The 15,012-nt window shown below is 56.0% G+C and carries 13 protein-coding genes; 3 read left to right on the forward strand and 10 right to left on the reverse strand.

What is annotated here, in order from left to right:
• From ubiE to udp, 3 genes are all read right to left on the reverse strand, one after another.
• A complete protein-coding gene (gene ubiE / locus ACFX4O_RS22390; protein WP_020456038.1) occupies positions 1-756 on the reverse strand; it encodes a bifunctional demethylmenaquinone methyltransferase/2-methoxy-6-polyprenyl-1,4-benzoquinol methylase UbiE in 756 nt (251 codons plus the stop codon).
• A gap of 66 nt (positions 757-822) precedes the next feature.
• Positions 823-2,280, reverse strand: a complete 1,458-nt coding sequence (gene rmuC, locus ACFX4O_RS22395; RefSeq protein ID WP_380211340.1) for a DNA recombination protein RmuC — start codon at positions 2,278-2,280, stop codon at positions 823-825.
• Between the two features lie 135 nt (positions 2,281-2,415).
• A complete protein-coding gene (udp, locus tag ACFX4O_RS22400; RefSeq protein ID WP_020456036.1) occupies positions 2,416-3,177 on the reverse strand; it encodes a uridine phosphorylase in 762 nt (253 codons plus the stop codon).
• A 259-nt stretch (positions 3,178-3,436) separates the two neighbouring features.
• On the opposite strand from udp, the gene ACFX4O_RS22405 reads away from it, so the two are divergent.
• Complete coding sequence (locus ACFX4O_RS22405) at positions 3,437-4,243, forward strand: dienelactone hydrolase family protein (RefSeq protein ID WP_131412589.1); 807 nt, start codon at positions 3,437-3,439, stop codon at positions 4,241-4,243.
• 32 nt (positions 4,244-4,275) lie between these two features.
• Here the strand turns inward: ACFX4O_RS22405 and ACFX4O_RS22410 are convergent, their stop codons facing one another.
• The 4 genes from ACFX4O_RS22410 to metE all read right to left on the reverse strand — a co-directional run bounded on the left by ACFX4O_RS22410 (position 4,276) and on the right by metE (position 10,378).
• Positions 4,276-5,304 (reverse strand): ABC transporter ATP-binding protein, encoded by a 1,029-nt coding sequence (locus ACFX4O_RS22410; protein WP_380211342.1) that lies wholly within the window; start codon positions 5,302-5,304, stop codon positions 4,276-4,278.
• The gene (locus tag ACFX4O_RS22415; RefSeq protein WP_380211344.1) at positions 5,292-7,004 is read right to left on the reverse strand and encodes an ABC transporter permease; all 1,713 of its coding nucleotides are present in this window, start codon (positions 7,002-7,004) and stop codon (positions 5,292-5,294) included. Before ACFX4O_RS22415 ends, ACFX4O_RS22410 begins: the two co-directional genes overlap by 13 nt.
• A gap of 3 nt (positions 7,005-7,007) precedes the next feature.
• A complete protein-coding gene (locus tag ACFX4O_RS22420) occupies positions 7,008-7,985 on the reverse strand; it encodes an ABC transporter substrate-binding protein (RefSeq protein WP_380211345.1) in 978 nt (325 codons plus the stop codon).
• Between the two features lie 131 nt (positions 7,986-8,116).
• Positions 8,117-10,378 (reverse strand): 5-methyltetrahydropteroyltriglutamate--homocysteine S-methyltransferase, encoded by a 2,262-nt coding sequence (gene metE / locus ACFX4O_RS22425; RefSeq protein WP_380211347.1) that lies wholly within the window; start codon positions 10,376-10,378, stop codon positions 8,117-8,119.
• 235 nt (positions 10,379-10,613) lie between these two features.
• On the opposite strand from metE, the gene metR reads away from it, so the two are divergent.
• On the forward strand, positions 10,614-11,567 hold the full coding sequence (gene metR / locus ACFX4O_RS22430) for an HTH-type transcriptional regulator MetR (protein ID WP_131412599.1): 954 nt from the start codon (positions 10,614-10,616) through the stop codon (positions 11,565-11,567).
• Here the strand turns inward: metR and ACFX4O_RS22435 are convergent.
• The 3 genes from ACFX4O_RS22435 to pldB all read right to left on the reverse strand — a co-directional run bounded on the left by ACFX4O_RS22435 (position 11,455) and on the right by pldB (position 14,277).
• Positions 11,455-12,354 carry a carboxylate/amino acid/amine transporter gene (locus ACFX4O_RS22435; RefSeq protein WP_380211349.1) on the reverse strand — a complete coding sequence of 300 codons (900 nt, stop codon included), beginning with the start codon at positions 12,352-12,354 and terminating at the stop codon, positions 11,455-11,457. The genes metR and ACFX4O_RS22435 overlap by 113 nt on opposite strands.
• Positions 12,355-12,458: 104 nt before the next feature.
• Positions 12,459-13,259, reverse strand: coding sequence for a sugar/pyridoxal phosphate phosphatase YigL (gene yigL, locus ACFX4O_RS22440; protein ID WP_131412603.1), 801 nt, complete (start codon positions 13,257-13,259; stop codon positions 12,459-12,461).
• 25 nt (positions 13,260-13,284) lie between these two features.
• Positions 13,285-14,277, reverse strand: coding sequence for a lysophospholipase L2 (gene pldB, locus ACFX4O_RS22445; protein WP_131412605.1), 993 nt, complete (start codon positions 14,275-14,277; stop codon positions 13,285-13,287).
• A 109-nt stretch (positions 14,278-14,386) separates the two neighbouring features.
• Here pldB and rhtB point away from each other — a divergent pair, with 109 nt between their 5' ends.
• Positions 14,387-15,007, forward strand: a complete 621-nt coding sequence (gene rhtB / locus ACFX4O_RS22450; protein WP_131412607.1) for a homoserine/homoserine lactone efflux protein — start codon at positions 14,387-14,389, stop codon at positions 15,005-15,007.
• Positions 15,008-15,012 lie beyond the last annotated feature (5 nt).

Consider the following 15,012-nt stretch of genomic DNA (forward strand, 5'->3'; position numbering starts at 1 on the left):
TCAGAATTTGTAGCCACGGTGCAGAGCAACGATACCTGCCGTCATGTTGTAGTAATCGACGTTTTCGAAACCGGCGTCCTGCATCATCGCTTTCAGGGTGTCCTGATCGGGGTGCATACGGATGGATTCAGCAAGATAGCGATAGCTTTCCGCGTCGTTTGCCACCAGTTGACCAATACGCGGCAGGACATGGAAAGAGTAAGCATCATAAGCTTTGCTCAGCGGTTCAATAATTGGCTTGGAAAATTCGAGCACCAGCAGGCGGCCGCCCGGTTTCAAAACGCGGAACATGGAGCGCAGCGCTTTCTCTTTTTCCGTCACGTTACGCAGACCAAACGAAATGGTAATGCAGTCGAAGGTATTGTCCGGGAACGGCAGGGCTTCAGCATTCGCCTGCACATACTCTACGTTACCGATCACACCGAGGTTGCGCAGTTTTTCGCGCCCCATTTTCAGCATCGAATCGTTAATATCTGCCAGCACGACCTGGCCGGTTTCACCCACCAGACGGGAGAACTTCGCCGTCAGATCGCCCGTACCACCGGCCAGATCGAGAACTTTCTGCCCGCGACGCACGCCGCTGCAATCAATGGTAAAGCGCTTCCATAAACGGTGAATGCCCATCGACATCAGATCGTTCATCACGTCATATTTTGACGCGACTGAATGGAAGACATGCGCCACCATGTCGGCTTTGTTTTCTTTGGCGACGGTCTGAAAACCAAAGTGTGTTGTCTCTTTTGAATCTTCCGCCATCTTAGTGCCTGCTATTCAAGAATTTGTTTGTGAAGTGTATCAGATTGGAGGCGATTGCCCTACGATTCAACCACCCGAAGAAGCCTTCGATTCAGGCTCATCGCCCGCTGCCATGCTATCTAACGCGTTGTCTTCAAAGCAATCAAGGGAATCGTTTTGCCCGGAACGCAAACGGAACTCTTCGTCCTGTTCCTGTGCTTGCGCCGCCAATTCCGGATTAATCTCGCGTTTGATTTCGACGCCGAGCCCGCGAAACGCTTCCGCTTGGGCCAGCAAATTGCCGCGCCCGGAACTCAGTTTTTTCATCGCCTGACGGTAATTTTCCTGCGCTTTATCCAGACCCAGTCCAATGGACGACATGTCGTCAACGAACAGGCGCATTTTGTCATACAGGCGGCTCGCCCGCTCCGCGATCTGCTGCGCATTACGGCTTTGATGTTCATAACGCCACAGATTGGCGATGGTGCGTAGCGCCACCAGCAGTGTCGTCGGGCTGACCAGCATTATGTTATTTTTCAGCGCTTCGGTGATCAGTTCGGGCTGCCTGTCCAGTGCAATCAAAAAGGCGGGTTCCACCGGAATAAACATCAACACATAATCCAGACTACGCAGCCCCGGTAGTTGCTGATAATCCTTACGACCAAGCAGGCGAATATGATTACGTACAGAAGCGATATGCTCCTGTAAGGCGCTTTCACGAATAAAATCGTCATCGGCATTGAAGTAACGTTCGTAGGCCACCAGCGTCATTTTGGCGTCGATCACCACATCTTTGCCCTGCGGCAGACGCACGATCACATCCGGCTGCATCCGCGCACGGTGGTCATTTTCAATACTGACCTGGGTTTCGTATTCATAGCCTTCACGTAAACCAGAGGCTTCCAGCACACGGGTCAGCACCACTTCGCCCCAGTTACCCTGGGTTTTGTTATCGCCTTTCAGCGCACGCGTCAGGTTTATCGCTTCCTGCGCCATCTGGGCATTCAGCTGTTGCAGGTTGCGAATTTCATGTGCCAGCGTGTGGCGTTCACGTGCTTCCTGACCAAAGCTCTCCTGCACCTGACGGCGAAAACCATCAAGCTGCTCGCGCAGCGGCGTTAGCAGCCCGTTCAGACTTTGCCGGTTTTGCTCATCAACGCGGCGATTGCTTTGCTCAAAGATACGATTAGCAAGGTTTTCAAACTGTTCACTCAGCCGCTGCTCGCTGCTGTGCATCTGTCGCAGCTTCTCTTCGGCATGTAACTGGGTAGATTCCAGCCGGGTGGTGACTTCACGCAGATCCGCTTCCAGCGAACTATTGATATGTTGCAGGCTACGCAGCTCGTTATTGAGCAACTCGCACTCTTCACGCCAGTGTTCGTTTTGGGTTATCTGTTGCCGGGCTGCGCTCAGTTCGCTAAAGACATCTCGCTGCTCAGCGAGCAGTTCCGCCTGCTGCTGCGCCCCGCGCCAGCTTGCTGCCAGCCAGCCGACCAGTAAACCCGCCAGCGCAACGGCTGCCATGACGATGATTGAAGTGTCCACCACGTCCCCTTAGTGATAACCCATATAGCGGAGGATTGTGCTGTATAAACGTCCAGTTTGGAAGGGGTTTTCCTGCGAAGCAGTACGCAAAAAGAAAAGGCCGAACGCGTCGGCCTTTGCAAACGGGAAGGCGAATTACAGAAGACGACGCGCAGCTTCCACCACGATTTTCACCGCGTGGCTTTCGGTCTGCTTCATGGTTTCCGCATTCGGGATCTCTTGCTGGGTGCGGTTTACAATCACACCAGCAACCATGCCGGCACGCAGTCCCTGGCTTGCACACATGGTCAGCAGCGTGGCGGATTCCATTTCATAGTTCATCACGCCCATGGACTGCCACTCTTCCATGGAACCTTTAAAGCGGCTCACCACGCGACCAGAGAAGGTGTCGTAACGCTCCTGGCCTGGATAGAAGGTGTCAGAAGAGGCGGTAACGCCGATGTGTTTCGTCGCGCCAATCGCATCCGCTGCGGCAACCAGCGCGGTAGTGCACTCAAAATCCGCCACCGCCGGGTACTCCATCGGTGCAAAGTGCAGGCTCGCGCCGTCAAGGCGCACGGACGCAGTGGTGATCAGCACGTCGCCAACATTAATGTGCGGCTGAATCGCACCGGTGGTGCCCACGCGCAGGAAAGTGCGGATGCCAAGCTGCGCCAGTTCTTCTACGGCGATAGAGGTTGACGGGCCGCCGATGCCGGTGGAACAAACGATAACCGGTTTGCCATCCAGCTCTGCGCGCCAGCTGGTAAATTCGCGGTGGGAGGCCAGTTTGACCGGCTTATCCATCAGCGCGGCGATCTTTTCCACACGCTCCGGATCGCCAGGGACGATGGCCAGCGTAGCCCCTTGTAAATCGTTTTTGGTGAGGCCGAGATGAAAAACATCAGACTTGGACATAACAGACTCCTCTGTGGTCGGTTTTATCAGTAGAGGCAAAAAGATACTTTACAGAAGGCACGGACATAATTTCGTGACTGACATCACCATGAATGAAACTGATTGCATTTCATTTCCATAAATTAGTGACTTACATCACACTAACACGACGCATCCCACAACTCAGCAGCAAAGATAGTCTACGGCACGGTGATTTGCGCGCGCGGCAACTCTTCCCGACTATAGTTATTGAAGCGCTAAAAAAGGTATGGAGAATGCCATGACAACCAACAACACACCAGGCTTTGCACCTGCGGCTTCACCTCTTGCTTCAACTATTGTTCACACGCCGGAAGACGCCTTAATCGCGGGCGAAACGTCTATTCCAACGCAGGGCGAGAACATGCCCGCTTTTCACGCCCGACCGAAAAATGCCGAAGGCCCACTGCCGATTGTCATTGTGATACAAGAAATTTTCGGCGTGCATGAGCATATTCGCGATCTGTGCCGCCGGCTGGCACTGGAAGGCTATCTCGCCATCGCACCGGAGCTCTATTTTCGCCAGGGCGATCCCAATGATTTCGCCGACATTCAAACTCTGCTGAGCGGCCTGGTAAGCAAAGTACCGGATGCGCAAGTGCTTGCCGATTTGGATCACGTCGCCAGTTGGGCGGCGCGTAACGGCGGGAACGCGCATCAGTTATTGGTGACCGGTTTTTGCTGGGGCGGGCGCATCGCCTGGCTGTATGCTGCGCACAATCCGCAGTTGAAAGCCGCTGTCGCCTGGTATGGCAAACTGGTCGGGGAGAAATCGCTCAATTCTCCGCATCACCCGGTGGATATTGCCACTGAACTTACCGCGCCGGTGCTTGGTTTATATGGCGCTCAGGATACCGGCATTCCGCTGGAGAGTGTGGAAACCATGCGCCAGGCGCTCAGAGCCGCCAACGCCAAAGCGGAAATCATCGTCTACCCCGAAGCAGGTCACGCGTTTAATGCGGACTATCGTCCAAGCTATCACGCAGAATCCGCCGCCGATGGCTGGCAACGGATGCTGGCATGGTTTGCGCAGTACAGTAAAAAGTGACGTTTTGCGCCGGGGTAAATGCCCGGCGCACTTCACGCTGCGCCCAGACGCCAGCCCTGCATCAAACGTACCGCAACTGCCTGTTTGCGTTGCAGCGGTGCATGATGAAACGCACTCAGCGTTTGCCCATCACGCAGGCGTAAATCAAGCAAATAGCGCTCGCCCTGATAAATGCAGCTTTGCACCTCAGCGCTCAGACCATCACGCGTTACCTGCACATGCTCGGGGCGAACCAGCACCGGCTGGTGGGAAGCTGCGCCAGTATGCGCCAACCCAGCATGCATTTGCGCGCCATCCAGTTGCTGTACCCCGGCGGGCGTCGCCAGCATCAGCACACTCCCCTTACCAATAAAACGCGCCACCCAACCATTCTTCGGCTGCTGATACAGCGCTTGCGGTGCGCCCCACTGCATCAGTTCACCCTGGTGCATTACCGCGATATGGCTGGCGAGCGCCATCGCTTCCGCCTGGTCATGGGTGACATAGACAAACGTCGCGCCAGTGCGGCGGTGAAAATCACGGAATGTCTGTTCCATGGTGGCGCGCAGATGGCGGTCGAGGTTTGCCAGCGGTTCATCGAGCAGCACCACTTGTGGTTCTGCGACCAGACAGCGCGCCAGCGCCACGCGCTGCCGCTGACCGCCGCTTAATGCTTGCGGCGAACGTGCGGCGTAAGCACCCAGTTCGACCACCTCCAGCGCGTCCATCACTTGTTTATGACGGGCCGCGCCGTTCACGTTGCGCAGCTTTAACGGGTAGCCAACGTTCTCGGCAACCGTCATATGCGGCCACAGCGCGTAAGACTGAAAGACCATCCCCATATCGCGCTGCTCCGGCGGCGTATGCAACGTGTTATCTGCAAGAAGGCGGTTACCCAGCCATAAGCGCCCTTCGCTCAATGTCTCAAGCCCGGCAAGAATTCGCAGCGTGGTGGTTTTGCCGCAGCCACTTGGCCCCAACAGGGCGGTAAACGCCCCCTGCGGAATGGTCAGATTGAGATCCCGCACCACCATCTGATCGGCAAACGCTTTGCTTAGATGTTCCAGTCTCAGCTCTGCCAAGGGATCACTCCTTTCGGTAAATAGCGGCCAAGCGCGCTGAGCAGCAGCATCACCAGCGCCACCAGTGCGACAACCAGCACGGAAAGCGCCGAAGCCAGCACCTTGTCACCGCTCTCATCAAGGTTAAAAATCACCACGCCCAGCGTCTCTTTGCCGGCGCTCCACAGCAGCGCCGAGACGGTCAGTTCATTCACCGCCGTAAGAAATACCAGCAACGCCCCGGCAAACGCCGCAGGTGCCAGTAATGGCAGCACAATATGACGCAGCCGCTGGGAAAAATTCGCCCCGGCCAGGCTGGCGGCTTCTTCCATTGCGGGATCCAGTTGCAGCATGCTGCTGTGCACTGGCTTCAGGCAAACCGTGAGAAAACGAGCGAGGTAGGCGAAAAAGATAATGCTCAGCGTGCCGCTAAAGCTGACATCTATCAGCGGCAATGGTCGGGCAAACAGCAGAATGCAGGCAATCGCCAGTACCACGCCGGGCAAGGTATAGGGAATGTCGATAATTAAATACAGCCAGCGCAACGGCCGACTCGGGTAACGCACCAGCAGCCACGCCAGCGGCAGGCTCAGCAACATCAACACCACGGCCGCTGAGATCGATAAAAACAGGCTGTTACTGAGCGCGCGTAATGTCGCGCTTTGTGCATCAAAGATGCCGTGCCAGGCGGCAAAAGTAAGGGTTTCACTGTTCAGCGATACGCCAAGCGTCGGCACCAACGAGGTGGTAATCAGCGCCAGCAGCGGCGCAAGCAGGATGGCACACAGCACCGCCCCCAATAACAACTCTACCGCCAGCCGCCATTTACCGAGCGTAAAACCCAGCGCGCGCCCCGCCATTCCAATCAGTGGTAGCGCATAACGCCGCTGCATGTGGCCTTGCAGCGTGACAATACCAATCGCCAGCATCCCCATCAGCACCGACAGCGCGGCCACGTCGTTCAGCATCGCCGGGCCAAAGCTGGAAAGCGTCTGATAGATATACACAGGCAGTACAAAATAGGAAATCGGGATGCCCAACATCGCCGGAATACCGAAGTTTCCCAGCGCCGAAACAAACGCGATCGCCGCACCAGCCCACAGCGCGGTGCGACACAGCGGCAGCACAATATCGAAGAACACTCGCCACAGCGATGCGCCGTGCAGCCGGGCGGCTTCAATATGCTCTTTTGGCAAACACTGTAGCTGCGTGCGCAGCGCCAGAAACACCAGCGGTGCATGCTGAATACCGAGTAACAACGCAATGCCTTCCGCCGAATAGAGCGGGTTGCTACTGCCAAACCCTGGCGCAAGGCCAATGCTATTGAGCAGAATGCTGCCTGGCCCGAAAAGTTGCAGCCAGCTTAGCGCGGTAACCTGCGGCGGGATCATCATCGGCAGCATGAACAGAAACACCCAAACCTGTTTGAGGCGGATGTTGGTCAGCGCCAGGCAAAAAGCAAACAGGCTGCCCAGCAGCAGTGGCAATAACGTGCCCAGCCCACTGGTATACAGGCTGTGCCACAGCGCAAGCCAGGTGGAAGGGTTGCTCATCACGCGCCACAAACTGCTGTCGCTGCCGTGGCGCCCATCCACCAGCGCAGAGAACAGCAACCGCAGGCTGGGCAGCAGGCTCAGTAGCGCAACGAGAAACAATAACAGCCAGAGCAGCCCTTTTGCCGGGCCGCCGCTGGCGTGCTGGCGCAGCGTCATACTGCTCATCGGTTAGCGGTTTCCGAACAGGTCAGCAAAGCGCTTTTTATTGGCTTCCGTCTCGGCCAACGCTTTTGCTGCATCAAACGGCATCAGCTTGATACTGTCACGCGGCGGGAATCCGGCCGGAACCGGCAAACTGGCATCGGCGGGCAGATAGCCCTGCTGGAGCACCAGTTTTTGCCCCTCATCCGAGAGCACAAAGTCGATAAACACTTTCGCCGCCTGCGGGTTCTTCGCGTTCTTCATCATCGCTACCGGTTCGGTAACAATGCTGACGCCCTCTTTCGGAAACACAAACTCAATCGGTGCGCCTTTGGCTTTTTCACGAATCGCCATGTAATCCACCAGCACGCCGTAGGCTTTGCTGCCAGAGGCAATCGCGCTCATCACCGCGCCGTTACCGCTTTGCGGCATCGCACCATTCTCTTTCAATTTCTCGTAATAGTGCCAGCCGAGCGCCGGATCGTTCATCAGCGTCGCCTGGTGGATCTGTGCGGCACCGGAGTAGAGCGGGCTGGGCAGCGTGGTCATGTTTTTCAGCTCCGGTTTGAGCAGATCCTGCCAGGAGGTCGGTTTGACCGGGGCTTTGCTGTGATAAGCAATACCGGTGGTGATCAGTTTGGTGCCGTAGTAGTAGCCGTCTTTGTCATATAACTGTGCATCGAAGCGCGCGGCTTGCGGTGATTTATACGGTGCCAGCAAATTTTGCTGTTTCAGGGATTCCATAGTCACGCTGTCGGCAATCAGCAGCACGTCCGGGGCAGCACCACCGGCGGCTAACTCTGCCTGCAAGCGCGCGGTCAGCTTGGTGGTTCCGTCGCGGATCCATTTCACTTCAATGTCCGGGTGCGCTTTTTCAAAGGCGCTAACGGTCATCTGCGCATCGTCATTGGGCTGGCTGGTATAGAGCGTCAGTGTGGATTTGGCGAAAGCCGACGTACTGATGATGGTCAGCAATACTGCCGCCAGCGCACTTTTTTTACTCATGGTTCAGTCCCCTGTATTTTCGTTGCGACGATTAAAACAAGGGAGTTTGACAAAAATGTTACCGAAGCGATGTTGGCTTGTTACAGAGGGATGATGCGCCGCCGGTTTCACACCGGGCGGCGCGGTAAGATTTACTGTTGGCGCAGGTTCTGCGCGGCTTTCACCATGTTCGCCAGCGCGCTACGGGTTTCCGGCCAGCCGCGGGTTTTCAGGCCGCAGTCCGGGTTCACCCACAGGCGTTGCGCCGGGATACGCTGCGCCGCTTTCTGCAACAGCGCTTCAATCCACTCAACACTCGGGACATTCGGCGAGTGAATGTCGTACACGCCAGGGCCAATTTCGTTCGGGTACTCAAACTCTTCGAATGACTCCAGCAGTTCCATATCCGAACGCGAGGTTTCAATGGTGATCACATCGGCATCCAGCGCAGCGATAGAATCCATGATGTCGTTGAACTCGCAGTAACACATATGGGTGTGGATCTGCGTGTCATCTTTCGCCACCGCCGCGTTGATGCGGAACGCTTCCACGCCCCATGCAAGATAAGCATCCCAGTCGCTGCGACGCAGCGGTAAGCCTTCGCGCAGTGCCGGTTCATCAATCTGGATAATGCCAATCCCTGCCGCTTCCAGATCCGCCACTTCATCACGCAATGCCAGCGCAATTTGTTTGGCGATGGTTTCGCGGCTCACATCTTCGCGCGGGAAAGACCAGCAAAGAATAGTGACCGGGCCGGTCAACATGCCTTTCACTGGTTTATCGGTCAGCGACTGCGCGTACTTCGCCCACTCCACGGTAATCGCTTCCGGGCGGCTGACGTCGCCGATAACTACCGGCGGTTTCACGCAGCGGGAACCATAACTCTGCACCCAGCCATTTTGTGTAAAGACGAAGCCGTCGAGGTTTTCACCGAAATACTCCACCATGTCATTACGCTCGGCTTCGCCATGCACCAGCACGTCCAGACCCAGCCGCTCCTGCTCGACAATCGCCTGTTTGATATGTTCGGCGATACCGGTGCGGTAGTTGCTCGCGTCGAGATTGCCTTTTTTGAAGTCCAGGCGCAGGCCACGGATTTCAGTGGTCTGCGGGAATGACCCAATGGTGGTGGTTGGCCAGGCGGGCAGGTTAAAACGCGCACGCTGGGCTTTCGCTCGCTCGGCGTACGGGCTGTTGCGCTGGCTGTCCTGGGCGGTGATCGCCGCCAAACGCTGCGCCACCGCCGTGTTGTGGACGCGAGTAGAGTGGCGACGTGCCTGAATCGGCGCGCTCCATTCCACCAGTTTTTCCGTTTTACCGCTGTTCAGCGCATCGCGCAGCAGCGCCAGCTCCTGGCATTTTTGCAGGGCGAAGGCGAACCAGCTTTTCACTTCCGCATCCAGACGCGTTTCAACACTCAGATCGATCGGGCTGTGCAGCAAAGAACAAGAAGAGGCGACCCACAGCGGACGTTTACCGACCACTTCGTTGATTTGCGCATATTTCTCGGTCAGATCGGCACGCCAGACGTTACGACCATTCACCAGACCGGCAGAAAGCAGCCAGTCAGCAGGCAGACGCGAGTGCAGTTCGGCAACGTTATCCTTGCCGTGTACGAAATCAACATGCAGCCCTTGAACCGGCAGCGCGGCAATTACATCAAGGTTCGGCGTCACGCCTTCAAAATAGGTGGTCAGCAGCAGTTTCACCTGGCCGGAAAGCGCGTCGTAAGCCGGTTTAAACGCATCCCGCCAGGCTTGCGGCAGTTCCAGCACCAGCGCCGGTTCGTCGATTTGTACCCATTCGATATCGCGTTTTGCCAGCTCAGCGAGCACCTGCTGATAAACCGGCAGGATGTCATTCAGCAGGCTTAAACGATCGAACTGTTCGCCTTTCACTTTGCCCAGCCACAGGTAAGTGACCGGTCCGAGCAGGACAGGTTTCACCTTGTGGCCCAGCGCCAGCGCTTCGTCCACTTCGTCAAGCAGTTGCGTCCAGGTAAGTTTGAATTGCTGGCCTTTGCTGAACTCCGGCACCATGTAGTGGTAGTTGGTGTTGAACCATTTGGTCATTTCCGCCGCTGCCGCGGGTTCGCCGGTTGGCGCACGACCGCGACCAATGCGGAACAGGGTGTCGATATCCACCGAGCCGTCTTTGTTCTGATGACGAGCCGGCACATTGCCCAGCAGCAGGCTGGTGGTCAGAACATGGTCGTACCAGGCGAAATCGCCCACCGGCAGCAGATCAATACCGGCCTCTTTTTGCTGCTCCCAGTGACGGGCGCGCAGCTCGCGCCCCACCGCCAGCAACTCTTCACGGGTGGAATTGCCCGCCCAGTAACTCTCTTGCGCTTTTTTCAACTCGCGACGCAGGCCAACGCGAGGGAAACCGAGGGTGTGGTTAAGAATTGTCATTTTTAGCCTCTTCAATTGGGTTAATCCAAAGGATTTCGGATTAAGGGAAGGCGGCAAGTTCATGAATCCCCAGGAGCTTACTGAAGTAAGTGACTGGGGTGCATGAGCGCAGCCAACGCACCATTAATTCGAAAGACGCAGGATTTTTAGACGTCCAGATGTTTACACATCTATAATTCGCAAGTACTGTATATTCCTCAAGCGCAAAATGTTCATGCCGGAGTGAAGGACTTTCATGATCGAAATTAAACACCTGAAAACGCTGCAAGCGTTACGAAACAGCGGGTCGCTGGCGGCAGCGGCGGCAACGCTGCATCAAACGCAGTCCGCGCTTTCCCACCAGTTCAGCGATCTGGAACAGCGCCTTGGCTTTCGTCTGTTTGTGCGTAAAAGCCAACCGCTGCGCTTTACGCCGCAGGGTGAGATTTTGCTGCAACTGGCGAATCAGGTGCTGCCGCAGATTAGCCGCGCATTGCAGGCCTGCAATGAGCCGCAGCAAGCCACGCTGCGCATCGCCATTGAATGCCATAGCTGTATTCAGTGGCTGACACCCGCGCTGGAGAACTTTCGCCAAAATTGGCCGCAAGTGGAGATGGATTTCAAATCCGGCGTCACGTTTGATCCGCAACCCGCGCTGCAACAGGGCGAGCTGGATCTGGTGATGACTTCCGACATTCTGCCGCGCAGCGGCCTGCACTATTCGCCGATGTTTGATTTTGAGGTGCGGCTGGTGCTGGCGCCTGATCATCCGCTGGCGGCGAAAGCGCGCATCACGCCGGACGATATCGCCAGCGAAACGCTGCTGATCTACCCGGTGCAGCGCAGCCGCCTGGATATCTGGCGTCACTTCCTGCAACCGGCGGGCGTGAGCCCGTCGCTGAAAAGCGTCGATAACACGCTGCTGCTGATTCAGATGGTTGCCGCGCGTATGGGCATTGCGGCGCTGCCGCACTGGGTGGTGGAGAGTTTTGAACGCCAGGGTCTGGTCGTGACCAAAACCCTGGGCGAAGGATTGTGGAGCCGGCTGTATGCCGCCGTGCGCGACGGCGAGCAGCGTCAGCCAGTAACGGAAGCGTTTATTCGCTCAGCGCGGAACCACGCTTGCGACCATCTGCCGTTTGTGCGGAGCGCGGAGCGACCCAACGGCGATGTACCCACAACGAGGCCATTATCACCGAACCACCAATAATAAAGCTCGGCCAGTGCGGTTGTTCCTGCCAGATAGCGAGGTTAACCAGTAACCCGGCGGGAACATGCACATTGTTCATGATACCGAGTGTTCCGGCGTCCACCTGTGTTGCGCCGTAGTTCCACATAAAGTAACCCAGCCCGGATGCCACCACGCCAAGCCATACCAGCACGCTCCATTGCAGCGTTGTGGTCGGCAGTTTCTGCGGGTTGCCCATCACAAACCACGCCACCATGGCGACCACGAATGCGCCAAGATAAAACCAGGCAAACGCGTTGTGCTGCGGCATTGGCCGCGTCTCCATCAGGCGTTTATAGCCAACCATACCGATGGCAAAGCTAATATTCGCCAGCTGTACCAGAATCAGGCCAATCCAGAAGTGATCGCTCACTTTGTCGTAGCGAATAATCGCCGCACCAATCACCGCCAGCCCGGCGCTCAGCGCATAGCTCCAGCGCAGCCCGCGCTTGCTGAGCAGATCGTAAATCAGGGTGACATACAGCGGTGTGAAGACAGTAAATAGCAGGAATTCAGACACCGTCAGATAGAGATAAGCCTGGAAGCTGAACAGGTACATAATGCCCAATTGCAGCGCACCCACCAGCATGTACAGGCCAATGGTTTTCAGGTTATGCCCGCGCGTGCGCAGGAACGGTAAAAAGACCAGCGCCGCCAGCCCCACGCGCATCAGCACGGAGAAGTAGCTGTCGACATGGCCAGCAAGGTATTCGCCAATCAGGCTAAAAGAGAAAGCCCACAAAATAGTGGTGATGATGAGTAACGCCACAATGATTGTCTCTCCGATGAGTGGACAGGCATTGTAGCGAACTCAGTTGCGCAAAGTTTGAGTATTTAGTTGACGAGTGGTTATTTTAAAGCCACTTGTCAATCTTATTCGAGAAACAGCTTACGCAGGTAATTCGGCACCGCGTTCTCGGCATTGGTACCGATCACTTCCAGTTCCGGGTGCAGCTCTTTCAGGCGCTGGTGGGCGTTGCCCATAATGCAACCTTTGCCCGCCATCGACAGCATTTCCGCATCGTTCATACCGTCACCAAAGGCAATGCACTCTTTCAGGCTATAGCCCAGCGCGCCCGCGACCGCTTCCAGCGCATGGCCTTTCGACACGCCGCCCGCCATCACTTCCAGGCAAGTTAAGGTAGAGAAACTGACGTTCACGCGATCGCCCCAGCGAGCGTTAATGGCCTGCTCCAGCGGCAGCAGTTTCTCATGGCTTTCGCAGGAGAAAAAAACTTTGCTGATCCCTTCTGGCTCAAGCAAACCCGGCTCATACAGCGAATACTGGAACACTGCTTCCTTGAAGAAACGCATCTCGTCCGGGCGGTGGCGGTTCATAAACCACTCATCATTGCGGTAGACGTTGGTAATGATATCCGGCTCGTTATGCACCACACCGAAAAGATCGGTAGCGATATCGCGATCGAGGTTGTGGGTGAACACCAGATTGCCGTCGGTGTCGTGTACCCGCGCACCGTTGGAGGTGATCATGTAGGCTTTGATGCCCAGATTGTCGCGGATTTGCCCGACATCAACATGGTGACGGCCGGTGGCGAAGACGAAATTGACGCCGCGCGCGGTAAGCAGTTTTAACGTTTCTTTGGCGAAAGGCGACAGAGTGTGATCGGGGGAGAGCAATGTGCCATCTAAATCAGACGCAACAACCTGGTACATAAGAAAATTTAACCTCAATAATTCATCAGTTATGCCGGTCGAAGAATTCGACGATGGCGTTGAGCGCGACCGAGCGCATGGCGTCCTTTTCAAAAAGGATCTCATGGTACGCGCCTTGTATAACCAGCGGTTTCCCCCCTTCACAAGGGTGGCCCGCTGCGGCGCGACGTTCACAGAAGCGTTGGTGCATGCGGTTATCCACCACGTGCTCCTCTTCTGCCTGAATAATCAATGTCGGCGTGGCATCTTTTTCCGCCCCCGCCAGCGCGTGTTCACCGGCAAGGATCCCTTCGCGTACCCAGTGCCAGGTGGGTCCGCCAACGCGAAGCTGGGGTTCATCGGCATAAAAACGCAAATTACGGCGATAGCGCTCGCGGCTATGAGTTAACACGTTGATCGCGAACGGCAGCGGACGCCAGCTTCCGGTCCCAATGGCGTAACCTTCGCGAAGGCTCGGATAGCTTTCGGCCCAGTTCAGTAACGGGCGCACCATCCAATCCGGCAGGCGAATGATAATGCCGAACATGGGCGCGCACAGAGCAATCGCGTCGCAAGCATGCGGATGACGCTGCAAGAATAAGGTGGAAATTGCGCCACCCATCGAATGAGCAAGAATATAGCGTTTGCGCCACGGCCCGCAGGCCACTTCCTGATCCCAGAACGCCGCCAGGTCGTCGACATAATCACTGAAATTCACCACATGACCGCGATGCGTATCCGGCAACATGCGCCCGGAACGCCCCTGACCGCGATGATCGATAATCAACACGTCATAACCGAGGTGGAACAGGTCATACGCAAGCTCTGCGTATTTTACGTAGCTTTCGATACGGCCGGGACAAATTACAATGACGCGATCGTTACTTTGCGCGCGAAAACGGACAAAGCTAACCGGCACATTGTCCACGCCGGTAAATACCGCTTCTTCCCGCGAACGCCAGAAATCCATCAGAGGTCCCATGGTAAAAGCCGCGAACGCTTTTTCTCTGGTTTCCCATGCCGTTTTTTGCCGAAACATTGGGATTTAGCCCCTTTTAGCCATGTAAAATCGTTTTTTTGTGACCAATAGCAAATTCCACTGACAATAGCGTATTGTGGCATAAAAACAGACATCCAGGGAGTTTCTCATGACCTACGAATGGTGGTTCGCTTACCTGCTGACATCCTTAATTCTGAGCCTTTCCCCCGGTTCTGGCGCAATTAACACCATGACCACTTCCATCAGCCACGGTTATCGCGGCGCGGCGGCATCGATTGCCGGGCTACAGGCTGGTTTAGGCATTCATATCGTGCTGGTCGGTGTCGGTTTGGGGACGTTATTTTCGCGCTCGGTACTGGCCTTTGAAGTGCTGAAATGGGCGGGTGCTGCTTACCTGATTTGGCTTGGCATCCAGCAGTGGCGCTCCGCTGGCGCTATCGATCTCAACACACTGGCGAAGACCCAATCACGCGGGCGTTTGTTTAAGCGCGCCGTATTCGTGAATCTGACCAACCCGAAGAGCATTGTTTTTCTCGCCGCCCTGTTCCCACAGTTTATTGTCCCGCATCAACCGCAAGTGATGCAGTACGTAGTACTCGGCGTGACCACCATTGTGGTGGATATCATTGTGATGATTGGCTACGCAACGCTTGCGCAGCGTATTGCGGCATGGATTAAAGGCCCGCATCAGATGAAAGCGCTGAACAAGGTGTTCGGTTCATTGTTTATGCTGGTTGGCGCGCTGCTGGCATCGGCAAGGCATGCCTGAGAAGA

Origin of the sequence: Kosakonia sp. YIM B13571, from assembly GCF_042788095.1 — a bacterium.
In the GTDB taxonomy this organism is placed as follows: Bacteria; Pseudomonadota; Gammaproteobacteria; order Enterobacterales; family Enterobacteriaceae; genus Kosakonia; species Kosakonia quasisacchari.

What these genes read in the sequence shown, in the direction of transcription:
- ubiE (WP_020456038.1), bottom strand. Translation starts at nt 756, where the DNA reads ATGGCGGAAGATTCAAAAGAGACAACACACTTTGGTTTTCAGACCGTC.
- udp (WP_020456036.1), bottom strand. Translation starts at nt 3,177, where the DNA reads ATGTCCAAGTCTGATGTTTTTCATCTCGGCCTCACCAAAAACGATTTA.
- ACFX4O_RS22405 (WP_131412589.1), top strand. Translation starts at nt 3,437, where the DNA reads ATGACAACCAACAACACACCAGGCTTTGCACCTGCGGCTTCACCTCTT.
- ACFX4O_RS22415 (WP_380211344.1), bottom strand. Translation starts at nt 7,004, where the DNA reads ATGAGCAGTATGACGCTGCGCCAGCACGCCAGCGGCGGCCCGGCAAAA.
- ACFX4O_RS22420 (WP_380211345.1), bottom strand. Translation starts at nt 7,985, where the DNA reads ATGAGTAAAAAAAGTGCGCTGGCGGCAGTATTGCTGACCATCATCAGT.
- metE (WP_380211347.1), bottom strand. Translation starts at nt 10,378, where the DNA reads ATGACAATTCTTAACCACACCCTCGGTTTCCCTCGCGTTGGCCTGCGT.
- metR (WP_131412599.1), top strand. Translation starts at nt 10,614, where the DNA reads ATGATCGAAATTAAACACCTGAAAACGCTGCAAGCGTTACGAAACAGC.
- yigL (WP_131412603.1), bottom strand. Translation starts at nt 13,259, where the DNA reads ATGTACCAGGTTGTTGCGTCTGATTTAGATGGCACATTGCTCTCCCCC.
- pldB (WP_131412605.1), bottom strand. Translation starts at nt 14,277, where the DNA reads ATGTTTCGGCAAAAAACGGCATGGGAAACCAGAGAAAAAGCGTTCGCG.
- rhtB (WP_131412607.1), top strand. Translation starts at nt 14,387, where the DNA reads ATGACCTACGAATGGTGGTTCGCTTACCTGCTGACATCCTTAATTCTG.